The 24,740-nt window shown below is 64.8% G+C and carries 17 protein-coding genes; 13 read left to right on the top strand and 4 right to left on the bottom strand.

The window, feature by feature from the left end; all coding sequences use genetic code 11:
* Positions 1 to 5 precede the first annotated feature (5 nt).
* Complete coding sequence (locus tag G342_RS0117065; protein ID WP_018184384.1) at positions 6 to 473, bottom strand: peroxiredoxin; 468 nt, start codon at positions 471 to 473, stop codon at positions 6 to 8.
* A 288-nt stretch (positions 474 to 761) separates the two neighbouring features.
* On the opposite strand from G342_RS0117065, the gene G342_RS0117070 reads away from it, so the two are divergent.
* Positions 762 to 4,130 carry a YhdP family protein gene (locus tag G342_RS0117070; RefSeq protein WP_018184385.1) on the top strand — a complete coding sequence of 1,123 codons (3,369 nt, stop codon included), beginning with the start codon at positions 762 to 764 and terminating at the stop codon, positions 4,128 to 4,130.
* Between the two features lie 213 nt (positions 4,131 to 4,343).
* Positions 4,344 to 7,160 (top strand): autotransporter family protein, encoded by a 2,817-nt coding sequence (locus G342_RS25395; protein ID WP_018184386.1) that lies wholly within the window; start codon positions 4,344 to 4,346, stop codon positions 7,158 to 7,160.
* Between the two features lie 320 nt (positions 7,161 to 7,480).
* On the opposite strand, the gene tyrS is transcribed toward G342_RS25395, so the two are convergent.
* Together tyrS and G342_RS0117085 are read right to left on the bottom strand one after the other, a co-directional pair.
* A complete protein-coding gene (gene tyrS / locus G342_RS0117080; RefSeq protein WP_026304544.1) occupies positions 7,481 to 8,731 on the bottom strand; it encodes a tyrosine--tRNA ligase in 1,251 nt (416 codons plus the stop codon).
* Between the two features lie 184 nt (positions 8,732 to 8,915).
* Positions 8,916 to 9,977 (bottom strand): 3-deoxy-7-phosphoheptulonate synthase, encoded by a 1,062-nt coding sequence (locus G342_RS0117085; protein ID WP_018184388.1) that lies wholly within the window; start codon positions 9,975 to 9,977, stop codon positions 8,916 to 8,918.
* A 318-nt stretch (positions 9,978 to 10,295) separates the two neighbouring features.
* Between G342_RS0117085 and G342_RS0117090 the strand changes: the two genes are divergently transcribed.
* The 6 genes from G342_RS0117090 (at position 10,296) to G342_RS24475 (ending at position 17,470) form a co-directional block, all read left to right on the top strand.
* Positions 10,296 to 11,411, top strand: coding sequence for an anhydro-N-acetylmuramic acid kinase (locus tag G342_RS0117090; protein ID WP_026304545.1), 1,116 nt, complete (start codon positions 10,296 to 10,298; stop codon positions 11,409 to 11,411).
* A 62-nt stretch (positions 11,412 to 11,473) separates the two neighbouring features.
* Positions 11,474 to 12,181, top strand: coding sequence for an alpha/beta hydrolase family protein (locus G342_RS0117095; RefSeq protein ID WP_040879034.1), 708 nt, complete (start codon positions 11,474 to 11,476; stop codon positions 12,179 to 12,181).
* 551 nt (positions 12,182 to 12,732) lie between these two features.
* The gene (locus G342_RS0117100; RefSeq protein WP_018184391.1) at positions 12,733 to 13,446 is read left to right on the top strand and encodes an outer membrane protein; all 714 of its coding nucleotides are present in this window, start codon (positions 12,733 to 12,735) and stop codon (positions 13,444 to 13,446) included.
* 576 nt (positions 13,447 to 14,022) lie between these two features.
* Complete coding sequence (locus G342_RS0117105) at positions 14,023 to 14,769, top strand: outer membrane protein (protein ID WP_026304546.1); 747 nt, start codon at positions 14,023 to 14,025, stop codon at positions 14,767 to 14,769.
* 713 nt (positions 14,770 to 15,482) lie between these two features.
* Positions 15,483 to 16,244, top strand: coding sequence for an outer membrane protein (locus G342_RS0117110; protein WP_018184393.1), 762 nt, complete (start codon positions 15,483 to 15,485; stop codon positions 16,242 to 16,244).
* Between the two features lie 497 nt (positions 16,245 to 16,741).
* Entirely contained in the window at positions 16,742 to 17,470 is a 729-nt protein-coding gene (locus tag G342_RS24475; protein WP_018184394.1) for an outer membrane protein, read from the top strand.
* A gap of 232 nt (positions 17,471 to 17,702) precedes the next feature.
* On the opposite strand, the gene G342_RS0117120 is transcribed toward G342_RS24475, so the two are convergent.
* Positions 17,703 to 18,356: an alpha/beta hydrolase gene (locus G342_RS0117120; protein ID WP_018184395.1), complete on the bottom strand. Its 654-nt coding sequence runs from the start codon at positions 18,354 to 18,356 to the stop codon at positions 17,703 to 17,705.
* 223 nt (positions 18,357 to 18,579) lie between these two features.
* On the opposite strand from G342_RS0117120, the gene G342_RS0117125 reads away from it, so the two are divergent.
* From G342_RS0117125 to G342_RS0117145, 5 genes are all read left to right on the top strand, one after another.
* On the top strand, positions 18,580 to 19,740 hold the full coding sequence (locus tag G342_RS0117125) for a cysteine desulfurase family protein (RefSeq protein ID WP_018184396.1): 1,161 nt from the start codon (positions 18,580 to 18,582) through the stop codon (positions 19,738 to 19,740).
* A gap of 49 nt (positions 19,741 to 19,789) precedes the next feature.
* Positions 19,790 to 21,268, top strand: a complete 1,479-nt coding sequence (gene sufB, locus G342_RS0117130) for a Fe-S cluster assembly protein SufB (RefSeq protein ID WP_018184397.1) — start codon at positions 19,790 to 19,792, stop codon at positions 21,266 to 21,268.
* A gap of 162 nt (positions 21,269 to 21,430) precedes the next feature.
* Complete coding sequence (gene sufC, locus G342_RS0117135) at positions 21,431 to 22,180, top strand: Fe-S cluster assembly ATPase SufC (RefSeq protein ID WP_018184398.1); 750 nt, start codon at positions 21,431 to 21,433, stop codon at positions 22,178 to 22,180.
* Between the two features lie 16 nt (positions 22,181 to 22,196).
* The gene (gene sufD, locus G342_RS0117140) at positions 22,197 to 23,510 is read left to right on the top strand and encodes a Fe-S cluster assembly protein SufD (RefSeq protein WP_018184399.1); all 1,314 of its coding nucleotides are present in this window, start codon (positions 22,197 to 22,199) and stop codon (positions 23,508 to 23,510) included.
* Entirely contained in the window at positions 23,507 to 24,739 is a 1,233-nt protein-coding gene (locus tag G342_RS0117145) for a cysteine desulfurase (protein WP_018184400.1), read from the top strand. The genes sufD and G342_RS0117145 overlap by 4 nt, the downstream gene beginning before the upstream one ends.
* Position 24,740 lies beyond the last annotated feature (1 nt).

Below are 24,740 nucleotides of genomic sequence, written 5' to 3' on the forward strand. Positions count from 1 at the left end.
CGCGCTCACAGGCTCCTGGCGGCGGCGAGCACGTCGTCGACATGGCCGGCCACTTTCACCTTGTCCCAGACACGGGCGATCTTGCCGTCGGCGCCGATCAGATAGGTCGTGCGCACGATCCCCATGAATTTGCGGCCATACATCGATTTCTCGGTCCAGACGCCATAGGCCTCGAGCATCGTCTTCTCCTCGTCGGAGGCGAGCAGGATGGCCAGATCGTGCTTTTTCTTGAAGCGATCGTGCGATTTCACGCTATCGGCGGAAACACCGATCACCCGGGTCCCGGCGGCCTCGAACGCGGCCGCCTGGGCTGAAAAGTCGATCGCTTCCAAAGTACAACCTGCGGTGTTGTCCTTCGGATAGAAATAGAGGACGACCTTACGTCCCCTGAGGTCGGCGAGACTGATTCTGCCGCCGCCATCGGTGGGCAGGTCGAAATCGGGAGCGGGGGAGCCTGGGGCCAGGGCGGGCATGCGCCTTCCTTTCGTCGTACTTCTCTGGCGTGACAAGCAGAATTGACGAGGATTTTGCAAGAGGGGCTTGGCTCGGTTCACGATTCCGGTTGTGATCGGAATCAGGGGGCCGTCCGATCGATCTGTGGGGTGGCTGCTGTCGCCTGGGTTACACGACGCTCCCGGATAGGGCGCGGCTGGCAAGGGGTTTGACGCCTGAAAATTCGCCTCCACGAGTTCCCATCGGCGCGCGCGCACCGGCCCGGCCGGCATCGCCCACCGAAACAGCGGGGCGGCTGGCCGAGGCTGTTGCTGCGGCTCGTCGGCGCGTTGTTCGTCTTCGCGGTGGTGATGATCGGCGCGCTGGCGGCCATCGTCGCCACCGGGCCGATCGAACTCGACGCTTTGCGCGGCAGGGTAATTTCCACGCTGTCGTCGCGGCTCGGGCCTGACTATGGCGTCAAGGTCGGGCGCACGACGATCGACGTCGATCCGGTGCTCGGCCTGGTCGTCGAGGTCGACGAGGTCGCCATCCGCGATCGCGCCGACGCGGTCGTCGGCCGTGTTCCGGCGGCGAGGCTGGCCATCGATCCGCTGTCGCTGCTGCGCTTCCGCCTCGACATCCGCACGATCGAAATCTCCGACGCCGACATTTCGCTGGTCCGCAGTCGGACCGGCCAGGTCTATCTCGGCACGCCCAACACCATTCATCGCGCTACGGCTCTCCCGTCCGGCACGGCGCCGCCGGTTGCCGCCGACGACGCGGCCGTGGCCGCCGGCGGGATCGATGGCGGCTTCCCCGACATATTGACAGCGCTGCAGACCCTCGACGGTGCGCTCGATCCCGCCATCGACTTCGCCATGGAAAGGGGCTTCCAGCGCCTGTCGGTCGACGCCTCGACGATCCAGGTCTGGGATGCCCGGCGCCTGCAGCAGCGTACCTTCGGCCATACCGACATCGCCCTGACGGTCGACCCGGCGACGGGCACGGTGAAGGCGAATTTCGACACGTCGGGCTATGCCGGCCGCTGGGGCATCCTGGCCGAGCGCACGGTCGATGCGGCGACGGAAGGGCGCGTGCTGTCGCTGGTCTTCTCGCAATTGTCGCTTGCCGACCTCAACCCCGATCTCGGCCGGGCGGAAAGCCTGCTGCAGTCCGACGTGCCGTTGTTCGGCCGCGCGACGGTCCGCCTCAACGACAAGGGCGAGGTCGAGACCGCCACTGTCCGTCTCGATCTCGGCGCCGGCAACATCGTCTCGGGCCTCGGCAGGGACACCGTTCTGCTCGACGAGGCGACGGTCCGGCTGCGCTGGGACGTGCCCCGCCGCACCATCGTCGTCGAGCCGTCCTCCTTCTTCTTCGGCGATACGCGCGCCATCGTCGCCGGCGAGATCAAGCCGCTCACCGACAAGCCGGACGGCCGCTACAGCTTCCAGCTCGAGAGCCGCAACGCGATGCTGTTCGCGCGCGACGCCAATGCGCCGCCGATCATCGCCGACCGCCTCGCCGTGGTCGGCACTGCCGATATCCGGGCGAAGCGCATCGATTTCACCGACGCGGCGATCAACACCCAGGGCGGCTCGATCGCGGCGGCCGGCTCGCTCGGCTTCGACGGCCCGACTCCCTCGCTCGCGATGGCGGCTTCCTTCACGCCGATGTCGCTGTCGACGCTGAAGCAGATGTGGCCGCCCTTCCTCGCCGGCGCGGCCCGCAAATGGGTGCTGGAACACGTGCGCGGCGGTACGCTCGAGGCCGGGCGGTTCGAGGCGTCTGTGCCGGCTGGCGTGTTGTGGACCGGCGAGCGCGTTGTGCTGCCGGAAGACTATATGCGCCTCGACATGCGGCTGGAGGATGTCTCCTTCACCACCATCGGCACGGTGCCGGCGATCACCGGCGCCAGCGGCAATGCCGTTCTCGCCGGCTCCACCTTCGGCGTCGACATGGAGAAGGGTCAGATCACCGCGCCGTCGGGCAAGACGCTTGACGTCACGGCGGGCGCCTTCGCGATCTCCAATACCGCGCAGCGCTTTCCCGATGGCCAGATCGAGGTGCAGCTCGAGGGCGATGTCGGCGCGATGGCGGAGATCGCCGACAGCGAGCCGATCCGCGCCATGCAGCGCCGTTCGATCGACCCGACTACCCTGTCCGGCAAGGGCCAGGCCAACGTCTCGATCAAGCTGCCGCTGAAGCCCGGCCTGTCGCCGACCGAGGTCGACTGGCGCGTCGGGCTCACCACCACCGGCTTCGCCAGCGCCGCGCCGATCGAAGGCAAGGCGATCAAGAACGGCGCGCTGACGATGACGGTGACGCCGACCGAAGTCGGCATCCAGGGCAAGGCGACCATCAACGGCGTGCCCGCGGCGATCGACCTGACGCAGCCGCTCGGTGACGCCGACGGCGATGGGGATGCCGAGGAAGGCCGTCGCCGGATCACGCTCAGCCTTGACGCCAAGGCGCGCAAGCAGCTGGGCATCGGCCTCGACGACGTCATCGGCGGCACGGTCGGCGCGGCGGTTTCCGATCTCGGCGACGGCAGCAAGGGCCAGCACTACGAACTCGACCTGAAGCAGGCCCGCCTGCTGCTGCAGGCCGTCGGCTGGTCGAAGGGCATCGGCGTGCCGGCCAAGCTCAGCTTCGACCTGCGCCCGTCGAAAAACGGCTTCCTCGTCGACAACATGGTGGCGTCCGGCGACGGCTTCGGCTTCCGCGGCAAGGCGGTGCTCGACGCGAAATACGGCCTCGTCTCGGCCGAGCTCGACGGCCTGGCCCTGCGCAAGGGCGACAAGATCGCCGTCAGCCTGAGCCGCAAGGGCAATGGCTACTCGATCGTCGCGCGCGGCTCGTCCTTCGACGTGCGCGGCCTGATCGCGCAGTACAAGTCCGCCGCCGCCGGCCCGAACGAGAACGCCGCCGACATTTCGATCGATGCCAAGGTCGGCACGCTGATCGGCTTCAACCAGGCGACGCTCTCGGACGCCGCCGTCGTCGTGCAGTCGCGCGGCGGCACCGTCCGCAAGGCGACGCTGGAAGGCGTGCTCGACAGCGGCGGCATCTCGCTCGAATACGCCGACAGCGGCGACCAGGCCGAACTCCGGATCAATTCCGCCGATGCCGGCAGCGTCTTCCGTTTCATCGACATCTACAACCGCATCGCCGGCGGCCGGTTGACGATGACCGGCCGGCGCGCCGGGCCGACCGGGCCGTTTTCCGGAATCTTCGACGTGCTCAATTTCCGCATCGTCGGCGAACCGTCGATGTCGCGTCTGGTGTCGGCGACGAACGGCACCGGTCCGGCGGCGACGCGCACCGGCGTCGATCCCGGCAATGTCGCCTTCGACCGCATGCGGCTCGACTATACCAAGCGCGGCTCGGTGGTGGTGATCGACGACGCGATCCTGCGCGGCGCCTCGGTCGGCGCCACCTTCAACGGCACGCTCGACCTCGCCAGACAGACGGTGTCGCTGGCTGGCACCTATCTGCCGGCCTATGCCTTCAACAATCTGTTCGGCAAGCTGCCGATCATCGGCCTGGCGCTCGGCGGCGGCAGCAAGGGCGGCCTGATCGGCGTGACCTTCAAGGTCGACGGCAAGCTCAGCGCGCCCAGCCTGATGATCAACCCGCTCTCGGTGATCACCCCCGGCATCTTCCGCAAGATCTTCGAGTTCCCCGTCAACTGACGGCGAGGCGGCGCCTTCAATCGACGGGGGGCCAAGCGCGGTTCCGTAAGTCCGCGCACGTCATTCGAAAGTCGGCCGATTTTGAAATTATTATTGCTCCCTTAAGGTAAGATAGTTAGCCTTATGTGACTATCTTGGGGCACGATGGCTGTCGGCTGAATTCCGCGCCTTGCGCGGAGCGAGGCGGCCATTGTCATTGGCTGTGGGGGCACAATGTCAATTCGGAATCTAGACGACGCGCGATCGCGCTCCGATCGCGCGCGACTGTTCGCAGGCGTTTCGCTCGTCGCCGTCGCGATGATCAGCGGCCAGGCGTCCGCCGCGCCGGATCCCTTGACGACGGTCTACAACCAGGCGGAACTCGATGCGTTGGTCTTGGCGGGTGAAATTGAGCGCTTGGCTAACACGGCGCTCGTCCTCGACAACGGCCGGCCCGTCCGGTTTTCGGACCACATGATCCTGGACGGTGTCGGCTGGGGCAGCAATCCCAAGGCCTATTTTGCGAAAGTAGGTGCCGGGATCCTGACGCTGGATGGCGCGACGATTACCGGTGGCGAGGTCCATATTGGCGCGGGCGGCATCCACTTCGCCGGTGCCAACAAGATGGATTATGTCGCGCTGGGCAGCGGCGCGACCGGCGATGCAGCGATGACGATCGACAGCGGTTCGGTCACCTTTGGCGTCGCGCTTCAGGTTGGTGACTTCGGCGGCACGGGCAGCGTGCGCCAGACCGGCGGCATCGTTCAGATCAAGGAAGACTGCGCGGAGCCCACCAGTTGCGGCTCGCTCAATATCGGTAACCAGGGCGGCCACGGCACCTACACGATCGAAGGTGGAGAGCTCAAACTCGTCGGCGGCATCCATTCGATCGGACGTAACACGTCGAGCTGGGGTGCCGGCAGCGGAACGCTCAACATCCAGGGCGGCCTGGTCAGCCTGTCCGAAGACACCGACAGCGGGTTCTACAACCCCGGCGATCTCGTCCTCGGCGACCGGGATCCGGGCGGCCTGGGCGGTGCCGAAGCCTCTGGCACGATACGTCAAACCGGCGGAACGCTCCGCATCGGTGGGGGTTCGCATTTCTATCTCGGCGGTTATGGCGAGAGCCTGTACGATCTCAAAGGCGGCACGCTGGAGATCGGCGGCACCAGTCTCGTCGAGTTCTACGCCGTCAACGCCCCGAACTTTTCGGCGGGGAACTCTGCCTTCAATCTCGGCGGCGGCACGATCAAGGTCATCGGCTCGGCGCTGTCGACCGACGTCGACGCGACCCTCGAGCGCGATACCGTCTCGACGATCGACACCAATGGCCTCGGTGCAACCTGGTCGGGTGCGTTGAACGGCGAGGGTGGACTGAACAAGGTTGGTCGTGGCGATCTCGAGATCGGCTGGCTGTCGCGCGACATCAGCGGCCTGCGGATCGCCGAGGGTTCGGTTACGCTGGATTCCGACATGCGGTTCGGCGAGTTCTATCCGCCGCGCGGGTTCGGCCCCCTCATGCGGCCTGCCAATACGGAGACTGCACTCGATCTCGCGGCTGGCACGCGCCTGAACGTCAACGGTGATTTTTCGCTCGGGGCGGAGGATCGCTTTGTCGTTGGGATCGACGGCACTGGCGATGCGGGTCGGATCGCCGTCCGCGACCACGCCGATCTGGGTGGGGCGACGCTCGAGATCAATGCGGCCTCCGGCTACAAGGCGAACCACCACTATACAATCGTCACGGCCGGCTCTTTTGAACAGAGCAATGCCGCCGACACCTTCGTCATTGCGCCGCACGACTTCGCGTATGTGACACCGGAGCTGCTCTTTGACGAACCGATGCTTGGCCGTAGCCTGGACCGCAATCTCTATCTGAACCTCAAGCGCGAGCGGGACTTTGCCTCCGCCGCGAGGACGCCGAACCAGACAGCCGCCGCGAATGGACTCGAATCCGTCGGTTCTGGCGCGCTCTACGAGGCGGTTGAGGTTATCTCCACCGCCGCGGCTCCCGCTGCCCTGGATGCCATTTCCGGTGAGATCCACGCCGGCGCTGCGGGCGTTCTGCTGAACGACAGCTTCTTCCTGCGTGACGCCGTGCTCGGTCGTCTCAGCTACCCTTCTCAGGGCTCGTCGGCGCCGTCCGTCAGCCTGGCCTCCGGCTATGCCGAGGGCGACAAACGCAGCGCCGCGCCGTTCCCGGGCGACTCCGCCCCGGAGGCCGAGCCGAACACGTTCTGGTCGCAGGCTTATGGCTCCTGGGGCCACAGCGACGGCGACGGCAATGTCGCCAAGCTCGATCGTTCCACCGGCGGCGTGCTGGTCGGCTATGATCGCTCCTTCGGCCAGGATTGGCTGATCGGCGCGGCGGCCGGCTATAGCCGCAGCAGCTTCGATCTCGATGATCGCGCCTCAACCGGCGACAGCGACAACTATCACCTGCTCGCCTATGCCGGCGGCAGCTTCGCCGCCCTCAATGTCCGCCTCGGCGCCAGCTATAGCTGGAACGAGGTCGACACGACGCGCAATGTCGCGCTGCCGGGCTTCTTCGAGCAGGTGAAAGCCGATTATTCGGCCGGGACGACCCAGCTGTTCGGCGAGCTCAGCCACGATTTCGCGGTTGGCCCCGCAACGACGCTGTCGCCCTTCGCCGGCCTTGCCTATGTGCACCTCTCGACCGACGGCTACAACGAGACGGGCGGCTCCGCCGCACTGGGCGTCGACAGCTCGAACCAGAGCGTCACCTACGGCACACTCGGCGTCCGTGCCGACCACAAGATCGCGGTCGGCGGCGTCGGGGTGACACTGCAGGGCGCGGCGGCCTGGCAGCATGCCTGGGGCGACGTGACCCCGGTCAGCACGCTCGCCTTCGCCGGCGGCGACGCCTTCCAGGTCACCGGCGCGCCGATCGCGGAGGACGCGCTGCTCCTGAAGGCCGGCTTCGACGTCGACGTCGCGGCCGGCGCCAAGTTCGGCCTTTTCTATGCCGGACAGATCGCCAGCGACGCCGCCGACAATTCGGTCCAGGGCCGCTTCAGCGTCTCGTTCTGAGGCGGGCATGCTTCCGGAATGCCAAAGGCGGCGCAGGCAACTGCGCCGCCTTTTTCTGTATTGGCTCGGGCGTCGATTGGGGAGCTTCGCGGGATGAATGCATTCCCTCCCGCTTGTGGGGAGGGTCAGGGAGGGGGGCACCTCGGTATTTCAGGCAGGCCTGTGAATCGAACCGCCAGGCCGGCGCCGGTACCCCCACCCCGACCCTCCCAAGGGGGAGGGAGAAGGGGGGCTACTCGGCCACAGAACCTGACTCCAGATATGAAAGAAGCGGCGCAGGTGCCTGCGCTGCTACGTTTATTCCAGCTATTCCGTCCGGATCAGACCGGGCGCACCAGGACGTGCTTCTTGCGGCCGAGCGAGATCTTGACCACGCCTTCGGCGGTCAGCGCGTCCGGGCCGACCAGAACCTTCTCGTCGGTCACCGCCTGGTCGTTGACCCGGAGGCCGCCGCCCTTGATCTGGCGCCGCGCCTCGCCATTCGAGGCAACGAGGCCTGCCTGCACGAACAGCGACAGCACGCCGAGCCCGTTGGCGAAATCGGAGGCCGGGACCTCGATCGTCGGCAGGTTCTCGGCCAGCGCGCCTTCCTCGAAGGTGCGTCGCGCCGTCTCCGCCGCTTCCTCGGCTGCGGCGCGGCCATGCGCCAGCGCCGTCACCTCGGTGGCGAGGATCTTCTTCCCCTCATTGATCTCGGAACCGCCAAGGGCAGCGATGCGTCGGATCTCGTCGAGCGGCAGCACGGTGAACAGTTTCAGGAAGCGCTCGACGTCGCCATCCTCGGTGTTGCGCCAGAACTGCCAGAACTCGTAGGAGCCGAGCATGTCGGCGTTGAGCCAGACGGCGCCGTTCGCCGTTTTGCCCATCTTGGCGCCGGAAGAGGTGGTGAGCAGCGGCGTCGTCAGCGCGTAGAACTGCTTGTCGAGCATGCGGTGGCCGAGCTCGATGCCGTTGACGATGTTGCCCCACTGGTCGGAGCCGCCCATCTGCAGCGTGACGCCATGGCGCTGGTTCAGCTCCACGAAGTCGTAGGCCTGCAGGATCATGTAGTTGAATTCGAGGAAGGACAGCGACTGCTCGCGGTCGAGGCGCAGCTTCACCGAATCGAAGGACAGCATCCGGTTGACCGAGAAATGGCGGCCGACATCGCGCAGGAAGTCGATGTAGTGCAGGCCGTTCAGCCAGTCGGCGTTGTTCGCCATGATCGCCGGCTGGGCGCCGTCAAAATCGAGGTATTTGCTGAAGGTGCCGCGAATGCTGGCGAGGTTTTCCGCGATTACCTCGTCGGTCAGCAGCTTGCGCGCCTCGTCCTTGAAGGAGGGGTCGCCGATGCGGGTGGTGCCGCCACCCATCAGGGCGACCGGGCGATGGCCGGTCTTCTGCATCCAGTGCAGGATCATGATGGAGACGAGGTGGCCGACATGCAGGCTGGAGGCCGTCGCGTCGAAGCCGATATAGCCGGTGACGGGCGCCGCCGCGAAATGGCTGTCCAGTCCCTCGCTATCCGAGCACTGGTGGACGAAGCCACGCTCGGTCAGGATCTGCATCAACTCGGACTTGAAGGCGCTCATGACGGCCGGACCTTTGGACAATGTTTTTGGATTTGGGCCGCTTTCTAGCAGCCGGAACGGGAAATTTCACCTCGAAGGTGAAGGTTCGCGGAGAAAGTGACATTTCGCGGCGCTCGGCCTGCCGAGTGCGACGCCGGGATCGGGAACGCTTCACCGTCCGGTGACGAGGAAGCGTTCCCGGATTTCAGGCGGCGCGGCGGACCGCGGCGCGGCGGGCTTCCACGGCGGCGGCGAGCCGCTCGAGCACGTCGACCGAGGTGTCCCAGTCGATGCAGCCGTCGGTGATGCTCTGGCCGTAGACGAGCGGCTGGCCCTCGACGAGATCCTGCCGGCCGGCGACGAGATTGCTCTCGACCATCACGCCCATGATGCGGGTGTCGCCACCCTCGACCTGACGGGCGATGTCCTCGACGACGATCGGCTGGTTTTCCGCCTTCTTCGACGAGTTGGCGTGGCTGGCGTCGATCATGATGCGCGGCACGATGCCGGCCTTCTCGGACGCCTTGGCGGCTTCCTCGACGCTGGCGGCGTCATAATTGGTCGTCTTGCCGCCGCGCAGGATGATGTGGCAATCCTCGTTGCCGGCCGTGGTGGCGATCGCCGAGCGGCCGGTCTTGGTCACGGCCAGGAAATGGTGCGGCTGCGACGCGGAGAGCACCGCGTCGAGCGCGATCTTGACGTTGCCGTCCGTGCCGTTCTTGAAGCCGACGGCGCAGGACAGGCCGGACGCCAACTCGCGATGCACCTGGCTCTCGGTCGTGCGCGCGCCGATGGCGCCCCAGCTGACCAGATCGGCGAAATATTGCGGCGTCGTCATGTCGAGGAACTCGGAGCCGGCCGGCATGCCGAGATCGTTGATGTCGAGCAGGAGATTGCGGGCGATCCGCAGGCCCTTGTCGATCTCGAAGCTGCCGTCGAGATCCGGATCGTTGATCAGACCCTTCCAGCCGACCGTGGTGCGCGGCTTCTCGAAATAGACCCGCATGATGATCTCGAGCCGGTCGGCCAGGTAGGGCCGGATCTCGGCGAGACGGCGGGCGTAGTCCATGGCGGCGAGGGGATCATGGATCGAGCAGGGGCCGATGACGACGGCGAGGCGGTCGTCGGTGCCCTGGAGGATGTTGTGCACGGAGCTTCGCGAGGCGGCGACCGTCTCGGACGCCGTCTCGGTGCGCGGGAATTCCCGCATAACCTGCTCGGGCGTGCTCAGTTCCTTCAAATCTCGAATGCGGAGGTCGTCTGTCATCAACACGGTGTGGGTTCCTTATGATTTGACCCACCCGGCGGCATAAAAAAAGCCGCCAGGTGTCTGGCGGCTTCGGGACATTTTGCGGTTTTTTAGACCGCGCGCACCCCTACCTCCGCCAACGGCAGCGGATAGCTAAAATACCAAGCATAGGTGGCGGCGGCGAAAGTCATGACAGCGCATATAGATCAGCCGGAGGCGTTTGTCACGCGGCGGATTGGCGGCGCGAACGAAACGGCCGGACTGTTGCCGATCTGCTCTTTGCCGTCGGCGCGCTTGCGGCTATCCCGGGTTGGACACGCTCCCAAGGGGGAACCAATGCGCAGAACGGTCGTTGTCGGCCTCATGAGTGGAACGTCCATGGATGGCGTCGACGCGGCGCTGATCGCCACCGATGGCGAGGAGGTCGAGGCCTTCGGTCCGACCTATTTCCGGCCCTATCGGGACGAGGAGCGCGCCGTGCTGCGCGCAGCCCTCGCCGCCGCCGTCCATCTGGATCGGCGCGATGCGCGCCCCGGCGTGCTGGCCGAGGCGGAGCAGATCGTCACCGTGGCGCATGCCGAGGCGGTCGAGGGGCTGCTGGCGCGCCAGGATGTCGACGCGCCCCGCGTCACCCTGGTCGGCTTCCACGGCCAGACCGTCTTCCATGCGCCGGCGCGCCGGCTGACGATCCAGATCGGCGACGGCGAAGCGCTGTCGCGCCGGCTCGGCCTGCCGGTCGTCTATGATTTCCGCGCCGCCGACGTCGCGGCGGGCGGGCAGGGGGCGCCGCTGGTGCCGATCTTCCATGCCGCGCTCGCGCGCGCCGCCGGCCTTGAGGGCGACGTCGCCGTCGTCAATATCGGCGGCGTCGGCAATCTCACGCGGATCGGCGCCGACGGCTCGATCGTCGCCTTCGACACCGGCCCCGGCAATGCGCTGATCGATGATTTGGTGCGCGAGCGGACCGGCGCGAGCATGGATGTCGACGGCGCGCTGTCCTCGTCGGGAACCGTGCACCAGCAGTCGCTGGCCGAGATGATGGACGATCCCTGGTTCAGTCTTCCGCCGCCGAAATCGCTCGACCGCGACGCCTTTTCGCGCGCGCCGGTGGCGAGGCTCTCGACCGCCGACGCGGCGGCGACGCTCGCCGCCTTCACGGCCGAGACGATCGCCCGCGCCGTGGCGCTTGCCGGCGGCGCCGGTGAGATCATCGTCTGCGGCGGCGGCGCTCATAATCCCGCCATCCTGCGGCATCTCGCCGAGGCGAGCGGCGCCACCGTGCGGCCCGCCGACGCGCTCGGCTGGTCGGGCGATTTCCTGGAGGCGCAGGCCTTCGCCTATCTCGCCGCCCGCAGCGTCGCCGGCCTGCCGCTCAGCCTGCCGGAGACGACGGGCGTTCCCTATCCCATGCCGGGCGGCGTCCTCGTCGAGCCGGTGCTTCGGCAAGGGTGATTGGACGAATCGCCTTTGCTTCGGCAACCATTGTTTTGAATTCCGCTTTCGGGGAGATCCGCATGCCAAGCCGCCTGTCGAAGTTCTGCTTTCTGCTGATGGCCAGCGCGACGCTTGCCGTGCCGCTCGCGTCGGTGGCGGAGGCGGCTCCGCCCAAGGCCCGCCAGCAGGAGGCCAAGCCGCCGGCCAAGGCCGCGCGCGATCCGCAGATCTATCTCTTCCGCGGTCTCGCCAACGTCTTCTCGCTCGGCATGGACGACATGGCGAAGGAGCTGAACGAGCGCGGCATCGCCAACAAGGTGCTCAACCACGCCAATTGGCCGCGTGTCGCCGCCGACATCACGGCGAAGTACAAGGCGGATCCGAAGCGGACCCGGCCGATCGTGCTGGTCGGCCATTCGCTCGGCGCCAATGCCGTGCTGGTGATGGCGCAGCAGCTGGCGCGCGATGGCGTGCCGGTCGATCTGGTCGTCACCTTCGATCCCACCACCGCAGGCCCGGTGGCGCCCGGCGTGCGGCGCTATCTCAATCTCTATCAGTCGAACAATGGCTGGAGCTCGGCGCTCGACGTGCCGCCCGGCGCCGGCAAGCGGGTCGTCAATTCCGACGTCCGCAAGCGCGACGACATCAAGGCGACGCTCTCGCATTTCGACATCGACAAGAACCGGGTCCTGCATCAGCAGGTCGTGGCGGAGATCGCCAGGCTGACTGGAGCGAAGCCGAAGGCGGCGAGCCGGGCCGAGGCGCCGAGCAAGGCCGGCGCCCTGTAGCGGCTTTCGATCGACGAGGCAATCGAATGGCGGTTCGCGCGACAGCGCCGGCCGCCATTGTCGTTTGGGGCGGGGCGTCGGGCCCGCGACGCGTTTTCCGTTGACCATCTCTCCGCCGGTTGCGAGCGATTCGCCGTGCCGGCCTGCGATGCCGCTTCGCCCTGCATCGCAGCGATCGGCTACATCTCGCTTTGGACCAGGCGAGCACCAATTCACGGTTGAGAAATCGGCACTTTTGGCTGGTTTCGGCCGCCGGGCGAAGGTTTTCGGACAGAATTATATCCGGAGCGTTCCGCAGCGTGCGGCGCAGCGAGCCTCAGAGGTCCGCTATATTCTTCAACCGCTTGGCAGCCGGTTGATAAGCCGGGGTGCTTATCAACTGCATCAATGCATATATGACGCTGCGTTAGGTTGCATTTCCTCTGATGCCGTTCTGCAACAGTCAATGGGTATTCTGTGCGGTAAAGTCGTTGCATTGGTGATCGACTTCCCCCGCCCCCCGGCTCTCTTCGTCGATCATCAGGAACTTAGTCCGAGCGAAGGAGCTCCAGATGAAATTCATGCTTCGCAGTGCAACGATGGCTTCGGTACTGGCGCTCGGTGTCGTCGGCGCCCATGCCGCCGATCTGACCTATGAGCCGGTTCCGGTCGCTCCCGCCCCCTTCAACTGGACCGGGTTCTACGTCGGTGTCCATGGTGGCGTCGGCGGTGCGGATGTCGACAGCAACTTCAGCAATCCCGACTTCTCGGCGAACTGGAGCGATACCGCCTTCGGCGCCTTTGGCGGCGCCCAGATCGGCTATAACTATCAGTTCGCACCGAACTGGGTGGTGGGTGCCGAGACCGACATCGCGGCATCCGGCATCAAGGCCTCGTTTGACTACAACGAGCCCGGTTTCGACCAGAGCATTGAAGCCAAGGTCGACTGGTTCGGCACCATCCGCGGTCGGTTGGGCTATGCCTGGGATGAACTGCTGCTCTACGGAACCGGTGGTGCTGCCTATGGCAATCTGAAGGCCAAGGCTCATTTCAGCGACGCACCGGATCTCGATTTCGATGTTTCCGATACGCAGTGGGGCTGGACGATCGGCGCCGGTGTCGAATACGCCATCACGCCGAACATCACGCTGAAGACCGAGTATCTGTATGTCGATCTCGGAAGCGTGGACTTGAACGGCTACAATGTCGTTGTCGATGCGGTCGGCGATACCAGTGTCGACGCCGCGTTCCACACGGTGAAGTTCGGTCTGAACTACAAGTTCTGATCGACGCGCAGCCAGGCGAGAGGGCCCCGCTTCGGCGGGGCCTTTTCATTGTCCGGGCTCGTGCGGCGTCCCCCGGTCCCGCGCCTGCACGGACCGCGGCAAGCGGTCCTTCGAGGCGCGAGCGCTGTACTGCCTTGAATGGGGGCGCGCCGAACTGGGGCCGGTCTTGGATCCTCATCTGCCCCGGTCATCTGATTCGCGATATTGCGCGCGAACCTGCTTTCCGCGTCGCCCCAAACGTCCGAAATTCATGGCGAAATAGGAGCAATCTCTTGAGTAGCGGCGATTGACGGGCCGGTGAGCGGGGGGCCGCAACCGGAGGTGTCGCCCGCCGCAGCGGGCTGCAGATGGTTGCTTCGATCAAGATCTTATTCCAGCCAGATAGTTGGGCGAAATCTAGTAAGGAATACGGCTAATCGACGAAGATTACTGATTCTTCCCTTGCGTCAATTGCAACCGAGTGGTGCAGTTGTGCAACAGACATCTCCCTGGCCGATCGGATAGGTTGTGCACATCGGCGGCTACCGTCATCGCGTTAGTCGCCAGCGGCATTGTTCTGAACCTGGGGGCTACCCGATGAAATACCTGCTTCGTACTGCTACGATGGCGTCGGTTCTGGCGCTTGGCGTCGTCGGCGCCCAGGCGGCCGATCTGACCTACGAGCCGGCGCCGGTCGCGCCGGAAGTGTTCAGCTGGACCGGCCTCTATATCGGTGTCCATGGCGGTCTCGGCGGCGGCGAGTTCGACAGCTCGTTCAAGGATGATTGGGCGCCGGGCTGGGACAACTGGAGCCAGCAGGATAATGCTTTCGGCTTCTTTGGTGGCGCACAGATTGGCTACAATTACCAGTTTGCCCCCAATTGGGTCGTGGGCGCCGAGGCTGATCTCGCGCTGGCCAATATTGAAGCCAAGCACGACATTGTTGAGACAAACGACGACGGTGACTATGCACGGCAGAGCACCGAAGTGGAGTGGTTCGGCACCATCCGCGGCCGTCTCGGCTATGCCATGGATAACGTTCTGTTCTACGGCACAGGTGGCGCCGCCTATGGCAGCGTGAAGACTTCCTTTGATCAGGGCGATGACTTCGGCTCCTACGACGGGGCATTCTCGGCTTCCGACACGCAGTGGGGCTGGACCGCCGGCGCTGGTGTCGAATATGCGATCACCAAGAATGTCACGCTGAAGGCCGAGTATCTCTATGTTGACCTGGGCAGTGCGGATTACACGGTTTCGGATGATGGTCCCTTCTTTGATGACGGCACGATCAGCCTCGATACCGCCTTCCATACGCTCAAGGCTGGTCTGAACTACAAGTTCTGATGACTTTGAAAGAAGGAAAGGCCCCGCTTCGGCGGGGCCTTTTTTGTTTGCCGCGCTCCTCGGGTCGCGCCGGCTGGTGCCGTGCGGCATCGGTCAGCGGCCGCCATCCCGGCAGCGACACCTTCGGCGCCAGCATCCTGACCTCGATCCGGCCGCCATCTCACCGGGTGATCCTGTCCGAACGGCTGTGCCGGCGGCTGGATGGGGCTGATTCCTGCATTTCGTCTTGGCTTGCCGAAGCCCGGCCGCGATCCCCTCTGCGGCGTGCGTCGCGCGGTAGGATGGGCCGCTCGTTCCCGGCCTCATGCCGATCTTTCCGACGCAAGTGATTCGCGAAATATGACGCACCGGTCGTCGTCCAGTCGGCAATCAGAGCCAAATTCCAGGGCTCCGATCTCGATACTCGTCGATCTGGCCGTCGTCGCGACCTTGCCAGGAACTGGTGGCGCAAGCGGAGGTTAAGAGATTTGAGGCCGGCGGATATGTCATGCTGTGGTTATAATCCATTTTATGACAAATACTTGTGAGCTATTTACTAAGGATAGCTGCTAATCAACGGAGTTAAATGCTGAATTCCCTTGCGTCACTTTTGCGCGAATGATGCAGTTCGGCAACAGCCAGGAGGCGCGGTAATCGGATAGGTTGTGCTCATCGGCGATTGCCGTCATCGCGCTAGTCGTCAGCAATGCGTTTCTGAACCTGGGGGATTCCCGATGAAATTCCTGCTTCATACAGCCACGTTCACTTCGGTTCTGGCGCTCAGCGTTGTCGGCGCCCAGGCGGCCGATTTGACCTACGAGCCGGCGCCGGTCGCGCCGGAGGTCTTCAACTGGACCGGCTTCTATATCGGCGTCCATGGCGGCATTGGCGGTGGGGATTTCGATACACAGTTTCGCGAGTATGAGCGTCCGCTGCCGCAGTTCGCCCGCGCGCTCTCCGGATTTGGCTACGACCTAAGCGACAATGCCTTCGGAGCCTTTGGCGGCGCCCAGGTCGGCTACAACTACCAGTTCGCCCCGAACTGGGTGGTGGGCGCCGAGGCTGACATCGCGGCGTCTGGCATAAAGGCCGAGCACAGCGAGACCTATACCTGGAATGGCGAATTTGACGGGTCGGACAGTATCGAGGCGAAGATCGACTGGTTCGGCACGCTTCGCGGCCGGCTTGGCTACGCCTGGGACAATCTCATGGTCTACGGAACAGGCGGCGCGGCCTACGGCAAGGTCAAGCTGTCCGGCACGTCTGTAGAATGGGACGGATACACGGAAAGCTTCTCGGAATCCGAGACCAAATGGGGCTGGACCATCGGTGCCGGCGTCGAGTACGGCATAACCAAGAACATCACGCTCAAGACCGAATATCTCTACGTCGATCTCGGCAGCATCACGGCGGATGGCGGTGACTACGCGTATGGCCAGTTCGAGACGGACACCGCCTTCCACACCCTCAAGGCCGGTCTGAACTACAAGTTCTGATCGCTTCGAATTGAGTTGAGGCCCCGCCGTGGCGGGGCCTTTTTTGCTTTCGCGGCCGCGTTGCTTCGTTGCGCCGAGCTGGTGCCTCGATCCGGCCCCGGATTTCTGAGCCGCAACATTGGCGAAATGGGCGGTTGTCGGCGCCACAGTCGGATCCGGCATCCCGGTTGATGCCGCCGATACCAGCCGATCTGGTCGGCAGGACAGGGAAATCCTCAAAAGGGTCCCGCAGCGGGCGGCGCGCTGCGCGGTAAGTGCCGGAGCCGAGTGAATTCGAGCTCGGCTTCCGATGCGTTAGATAAGTATGGTTCCCTTCTGACTTCAGCTGTTCGACAGATCTTGCTGCTCGGTTTTGACAATATGTGGATGAGGCATCGCTGAAATCGGATTGCGCGCGTCGACTCTGCAACAGTCGGTTGGTGATTGGCGTGCTATATTGCATCGGCTGGGTGGCAATCTTGCATTCTGTTGAGTGGACTGTCTGATTGAAGGGGCTCATGATGAAATGCTTACTGGTGACTGCAACCGCGGCGTCCGTCCTGGCGCTGGGTCTTGGGGCCGCGCAGGCGGCGGATCTGGTGCCGGAGCCCGTCGTGGTGGCTCCCGCCGTGTTCAACTGGGCCGGCTTTTATGCCGGCGTCCATGCCGGCTATGCCTGGGGCGATCAGGACGACAACCAGAGCATCCTGTTCGATGACGCGCCGTTGCCTGCCGACAGCTTCAATGTCGACGGCTTCATTGGCGGCGTGCATGGCGGCTACAACTGGCAGATGGACCAGTTCGTCTTCGGCGTCGAGGGTGACATCGACTACACCAACATCAAGGGCAGCGAGGGCTATGCTGGCTTCGTGCCGGGTTTCGGAGATATCGAGGGCAATCTTGAACTGAAGAGTCAGTGGCAGGCTTCCGCCCGGCTGCGCGCCGGCTACGCCTTCGACAATTTCCTCGTCTATGCAACGGGCGGCATCGCGTTTGCCGACGGCAAATTGACGTCGAGTGGCTACAATTTCGACGCGCCAGGCAATTTCAGCTCCGACGACAGCAATACCCATGTCGGCTGGACGATCGGCGCCGGCGCCGAATATGCCTTCTCGCCGAACTGGATCGCCCGCGCCGAACTCCGCTACACCGATTTCGGCAGCAAGACCTACCAGCTGCTCGAGGGGCCGGTCGACGCGAGCTGGGACCAGACCTCCGTCACGGTCGGCCTCAGCTACAAGTTCTGATCGCGATCCGTCTACTGCGAGCGAATATCGCAGCTGGCGCGAGCGGAGAGGCGGTTCGGGCGTTTGAGCGGCTTCGTGCTTGCCGTCGGGCTGGCGGTGCATTCGGGATGACGGGGGGAGGGCTCCGCTTCGGCGGGGCCCTTTTTTGTCGGTTCGGTCGGGCTGCAAAAAAAACGGCCCGGGCGAGGTCGCCCGGGCCGCTCGGAAGCCTTCGCTGCCGCGCCGCAAAAGATCAGGCGGCGCTCAGCATGGCGAGGCGCTTGTCGACATAGTTGCCGCAGATATCGATCAGCGGCTCGACCTGGCCTTCGAAGAAGTGGTTGGCGCCCGGCATGATCGTCTGCTCGACGACGATGCCCTTCTGCGTCTTCAGCTTGTCGACCAGCGTCTGCACGTCCTTGGGCGGCGCGACCTTGTCCTGGTCGCCATGCACGATCAGGCCGGAGGACGGGCAGGGCGCCAGGAACGAGAAGTCATAGAGGTTCGCCTGCGGCGCGATCGAGATGAAGCCTTCGATCTCCGGACGACGCATCAAGAGCTGCATGCCGATCCACGAGCCGAACGAGAAGCCGGCGACCCAGCAGGCGCGCGCGTCGGGATGGATGGTCTGCACCCAGTCGAGCGCCGACGCCGCATCCGACAGCTCGCCCTCGCCATGGTCGAACTCGCCCTGGCTGCGGCCGACGCCGCGGAAATTGAAGCGGAGCACCGCGAAGCCGCGCTTCGCGAACATGTAGAACAGCTGGTAGGTGATCGCGTTGTTCATCGTGCCGCCGAACTGCGGATGCGGATGAAGGATGATGGCGATCGGGCCGTTCTTTTCCTTGGACGGCTGGAACCGACCTTCGATGCGGCCGGCGGGACCGGTGAAGATAACCTCGGGCATTTTTAGCCTCGGACCTTTCGATCTGTTCAGAATCCCCAGGGCGACCTATATCAGGGTCAATTCGTAACTTGACTCTGAGGCTCAGGGTTTCTAGAACACATTAGAATTATTCGAAATTGGCTTGGGATCTCGATCCTGCCATGTAGCGGGCCTTGTAGCATGAGGCGGGGTCCGGATTTCAAGCATAATGCGACATCCGCCTCGCGAGTGGAGACTTCAAGCCGTGGCCGCGCCGCGTATCTACCTCGATTACAATGCCGGTGCGCCGCTTCGTCCCGAAGTGCGCGCGGCGATGATCGATGCGTTGGCGGCGACCGGCAATGCCTCTTCCGTGCATGGCGAGGGCCGCGCGGCCCGCGCCCGGATCGAGACGGCGCGCCGCCAGGTCGCGGCGCTTGTCGGTGCCGATCCGGCTAGGGTGATCTTCACGTCCGGCGGCACCGAGGCCAATGTCACGGCCTTGTCGCCCAGGATGCGCGTCGGTGCCGGCGAAGTCGCGATCGACGTCGTGCTGGTCGGTGCGACCGAGCATCCTTCGGTGCTGGCCGGCGGCCGCTTTGGCGCCGGAAGGATCCGCCAGGTCGCGGTCGACGGCGAGGGCCGTCTCGACCTCGACGATCTCAGGGGGCAGCTCGAAGCGGTTGCGTCCGAAGGCAAGCGCGCGCTCGTCTCGGTGATGCTCGCCAACAACGAGACCGGCACGATCCAGCCCGTCGCCGAGATCGCCGCCATCGCGCGCCCGTTCGGCGCGCTTGTGCATACCGATGCGATCCAGGCCGCTGGCCGGATCGCGGTCGATGTCGCGGCGCTCGGTGTCGATATCCTCACCCTTTCCGCCCACAAGCTCGGCGGCCCGCAAGGGGCGGGCGCCATCGTGCTGGGCGGCGATCTCGTCGCGCCGTTGCCGCTTCTCGTCGGCGGCGGCCAGGAGAAGTACAGCCGCGCCGGCACGCAGAACGTGGCGGCGATCGTCGGGTTTGGTGTCGCGGCGGATCGCGCCCGCGCCGATCTCGACCGGCAGGCCGAGTGGACCCTCTGGCGCGACCAGATCGCAGCAGAGGTCGCTCCGGCCGTTCTATTGAGCGGGGGCGCCGAGCGGCTCCCGCAGACGCTGTCCCTCGGCGTCCAGGGTCTCTCGGCGGAAACGCTGGTGATCGCGCTCGATCTCGAAGGGGTCGCGGTTTCAGCCGGATCGGCCTGTTCTTCGGGAAAAGTCGGTGTTTCGCATGTGATGAAGGCCATGAAGGTGCCGGAAGCGCAGGCGAAATCCGCGATCCGCGTCAGTTTCGGATGGGAAACCGCCGAAACCGACATACGTAGATTTACGGAGGTATGGGGACGTGTCATGAGACGGCTCGCGCCGGGCGAGATCCGCGCCGCATGACAACGCACTCAACACGCGGTCCTTGAAACCGCTGTGGATGGAGTAGGCAATGGTTGCAGTTCAAGAGACGGTCGATCAGGTTCGCCAGATCGATGTCGATCAGTACAAGTACGGTTTCGTGACCGATATCGAGTCCGATCGCGCCCCCAAGGGCCTTTCGGAGGATATCGTCCGCTTTATCTCTGCCAAGAAGAACGAGCCGGAGTGGATGCTCGAATGGCGCCTGGATGCCTATCGGCGCTGGCTGACCATGACCGAGCCGACCTGGTCGCGCGTCCAGTATCCGAAGATCGATTTCGACGAGCTCTATTACTACTCGGCGCCGAAGAGCACCCCGGGCCCGAAGTCGCTCGACGAGGTCGATCCCGAGCTGTTGGCGATGTACGAGAAGCTGGGCATTCCGCTGCGCGAGCGCGAGATCCTGGCCGGCGTCGAGGGCGCCAGCGATCGCCGGGTCGCCGTCGATGCGGTGTTCGATTCGGTCTCGGTCGTTACGACGTTCAAGGAAGAGCTGAAGAAGGCTGGCGTGATTTTCTGCGCCATTTCCGAGGCGATCCGCGAACATCCGGAGATCGTGAAGAAGTATCTCGGCTCCGTCGTTCCGGTGACCGACAATTACTACGCGACGCTGAATTCGGCTGTCTTCTCGGACGGTTCGTTCGTCTACATCCCGGAGGGCGTTCGTTGCCCGATGGAGCTGTCGACCTATTTCCGCATCAACGAGCGGAACACCGGCCAGTTTGAGCGCACGCTGATCATCGCCGAGAAGGGCGCGCACGTCTCCTATCTCGAGGGTTGCACGGCGCCGATGCGCGACGAGAACCAGCTGCATGCGGCGGTCGTCGAGCTGGTGGCCCTGGAAGACGCCGAGATCAAGTACTCGACGGTTCAGAACTGGTATCCCGGCGACAAGGACGGCAAGGGCGGCATCTACAACTTCGTGACCAAGCGCGGCGATTGCCGTGGCGACCGTTCGAAGATCTCGTGGACGCAGGTCGAGACGGGCTCGGCGATCACCTGGAAGTACCCGTCCTGCATCCTGCGCGGCGACGACAGCCAGGGCGAGTTCTATTCGATCGCGGTGTCGAACGGCTATCAGCAGGTCGATAGCGGCACCAAGATGATCCATCTCGGCAAGAACACGAAGAGCCGGATCATCTCGAAGGGCATCGCGGCGGGCCGCTCCGACAACACCTATCGCGGCCTCGTCTCGGCGCACCGCAAGGCGTCCGGCGCGCGCAATTTCACCAATTGCGACAGCCTGCTGATCGGCGACAAGTGCGGCGCGCATACCGTGCCTTACATCGAGTCGAAGAATGCCAGCGCCGTCTTCGAGCATGAGGCGACGACGTCCAAGATCGCCGATGACCAGCTGTTCTATTGTCTCCAGCGCGGACTGTCGTCCGAGGAGGCCGTGGCACTGATCGTCAACGGCTTCGTCAAGGACGTCATCCAGCAATTGCCGATGGAATTCGCGGTCGAGGCCCAGAAGCTGATCTCGATCAGCCTCGAAGGGTCGGTCGGCTAAACCCCGCTGTTGAACCCTCCCCGATGCGGGGAGGGGCGAGGCGCCTGAGGCGCTTCGGGAAGGGTCGCGGCCTTTCCGCTTGAACCCTGACCCGAAGACGCCACGGCGTTTTCGACCTCCCCCCGGGAGGGTCAAGAAGCCAGAATTGAACGGAACAACACTATGCTCGAGATCAAGAACCTCCACGCCTCCATCGACGGCAAGGAGATCCTGCGCGGCGTCGATCTGGTCGTCCCGACCGGTGAAGTCCATGCGATCATGGGGCCGAACGGCTCCGGCAAGTCGACGCTGTCCTATGTGCTGTCGGGCCGCGACGGCTATGACGTCACCGAGGGCGAGATCCTGTTCGACGGCAACGATATCGTCGAGATGCCGGCAGAAGAGCGTGCTAGCGCCGGCGTGTTCCTCGCCTTCCAGTATCCGCTGGAGATCCCCGGCGTCGCCACCATGACCTTCCTGAAGGCAGCCCTCAACGCCCAGCGCAAGGCGCGCGGCGAGGCCGAGCTGACCACGCCGGACTTCATGCGTCGCGTGAAGGTCGCCTCGGAAAAGCTGAATGTCAGCCAGGAAATGCTCCGCCGTCCGCTCAATGTCGGTTTCTCCGGCGGCGAGAAGAAGCGGAACGAGATCCTGCAGATGGCGCTGCTCGAGCCGAAGCTGGCGATCCTCGACGAGACCGATTCCGGTCTCGACATCGACGCGCTGCGCGTCGTTTCCGAAGGCGTCAACGCGCTCCGCTCGCCGGGTCGTTCGATGCTCGTCATCACCCACTACCAGCGCCTGCTCGACCACATCGTTCCCGACAAGGTGCATGTGATGTCGGCCGGCCGCATCGTTCGCACTGGCGGTCCGGAGCTCGCGCTCGAGCTCGAGGCCAAGGGCTACGCCGATTACGCCGACGAGCCGGTCTGAGGTGGGGGTGGCAACGATGAACGCTGAACCGCGCATCCTGCGCACACAGGCCGAAGACACGCTGGCGCTCGAATTCGCCGCGGCCCGCACCGATCTGCCGGGTTCGCCGGCGGTCGCGGCGGCGCGTGAGGCCGCTTTCGCAAACTTCCAGAAGCTGGGCCTGCCGCATCGCCGGACCGAGCCCTGGCGCTACACCGACCTGCGCGCCCTGCTGCGGACCATTCCGCCGCTGGCGCAGGGTCGCGCCGCCGACGCTGTCTCGTTCGAGGATCCGCTTCCGGGTCTCGACAGGGCGCGCCTCGTCGTGCTGGACGGCATCTTCCGGCCGGAACTGTCCGATCTCTCGGGCATCGATGGCGTCACGGTCCGTCCGCTCGTTGATCTGCTGCGCGCCGGCGACGCTTCGGTCGGCCGTGAGATCGCCACGCTGAACGACGCGGTCGTCTCGCTGAACACGGCGCTGATGACCGGTGGCGTCGCCATCGACGTGCCGGCCGGTGTCCGCATCGAGCGCGCGATCGAGATCGCGCATCTGACCAGCTCGACGGTCGCTTCGCATGTCCGCAACATCGTGACGATCGGCGCCGATGCATCGGTCCGCATCCTCGAGACGCATCTCGGTCCGGCGGACAGCGCCTATCAGGCCAACATCGTCACCGAGGCTTCTGTCGGCGACCGCGCCAAGGTGGTCTGGGCCAAGCTGCAGACGGAGGGCGAAGCCGCCGTCCATCTCGGCACCATGGCTGTCTCGATCGGCACGGAGACGCAGTTCGATCATCTGACGCTGATGACGGGTGCTGCGATCTCGCGCTCGCAGAGCTTCGTCACCTATACCGGCGAGAACGCCCGCGCCGGCCTGTTCGGCGCGACCATGGTGCGCGGCAAGCAGCATGCCGACATCGCGCTCGGCGTCGATCATGCCGTGCCGAACGGCTCCAGCCGCGAGCTGTTCAAGGCGGTGATGGACGACCGCGCCGAAGGCGTCTTCCAGGGCCGCATCGTGGTTCGCCCCGACGCGCAGAAGACCGACGGCCGGATGATGACGCAGGGCCTGCTCCTCTCCGAGGATGCCTCGTTCTTCGTCAAGCCGGAGCTGGAAATCTTCGCCGACGACGTCCAGTGCGCGCATGGCGCGACCAGCGGCGAGATCGACGAGGACATCCTGTTCTACCTGCTCTCGCGCGGTATTCCGCGTCCCGAGGCCGAGACCCTGCTGGTGACGGCATTCCTGGCCGAAGCGATCGAGGGCCTTGGCGACGAAGCCATCGGCTACGCCTTCGAGGTGGTTTCCCGCAATTGGCTCGCAGCGCGCGGGCAAGAGGCAGCATGAGCGATCTGGGCGCCTATGACGTTCAGGCGATCAGGCGGGATTTTCCGATCCTCGCGAGGACGGTCTATGGCAAGCCGCTCGTTTATCTCGACAATGGCGCCTCCGCCCAGAAGCCGCAGGTGATGATCGACGCGGTGACGAAGGCCTATTCGGAAGAATATGCCAACGTCCATCGCGGCCTGCACTTCCTGTCGAATGCGGCGACCGACGCCTATGAGGCGTCGCGCGAGACCGTGCGGCGTTTCCTGAATGCCGGATCGGTCGACGAGATCCTCTTCACCCGGTCCTCGACCGAGGCGATCAATCTGGTCGCCTCGTCGCTCGGCCAGATGGAGATCGGGGAGGGGGACGAGATCATCCTCTCCATCCTCGAACACCATTCCAACATCGTGCCCTGGCATTTCCTGCGCGAGCGCAAGGGCGCGGTGATCAAATGGGCGCCGATCGCCGATGACGGCACGTTCCTCATCGACGAATTCGAGAAGCTGATCACGCCGAAGACCAAGATCGTCGCGATCACCCACATGTCGAACGTCACCGGCACCGTCGTGCCGATCCAGGACGTCATCCGCATCGCGCATGCCCATGGCGTCAAGGTGCTGGTGGATGGCAGCCAGGGCGCCGTGCATCTCCCGGTAGACGTGCGGGCGCTCGACGCCGACTTCTATTGCGTCACCGGCCACAAGCTCTACGGCCCGACCGGCATCGGCGTGCTCTACGCCAAGAAGGCGCTGCTCGAGGTGATGCCGCCCTTCCTCGGCGGCGGCGAGATGATCCGCGACGTCACCGAGGACAACGTCACCTATGGCGAGCCGCCGCACCGCTTCGAGGCCGGCACGCCGCCGATCGTCCAGGCGATCGGGCTCGGCGCGTCGCTCGAATATATGGAGCGCCTCGGCCGCGACCGCATTCTCGCCCATGAGGAGCGGCTGCGCGACTACGCGACCGAGCGGCTTTCAGCGATCAACAGCCTGAAGATCTTCGGCACGACGAAGGACAAGGGCGCGATCATCTCGTTCGAGATGGCCGGCGCCCATGCCCATGACATCTCGACCATCATCGACCGCGAGGGCGTCGCCGTCCGCGCCGGAACCCATTGCGCCCAGCCGCTCTTGCAGCGCTTCGGCGTGAACTCCACATGTCGGGCGTCGTTCGGTCTCTACAACACGTTCGACGAAGTCGACCGCCTTGCCGATGCGCTGATCAAGGCGCATGCTTTCTTCGCATGAG

It is taken from the genome of Kaistia granuli DSM 23481 (genome assembly GCF_000380505.1).
In the GTDB taxonomy this organism is placed as follows: Bacteria; Pseudomonadota; Alphaproteobacteria; order Rhizobiales; family Kaistiaceae; genus Kaistia; species Kaistia granuli.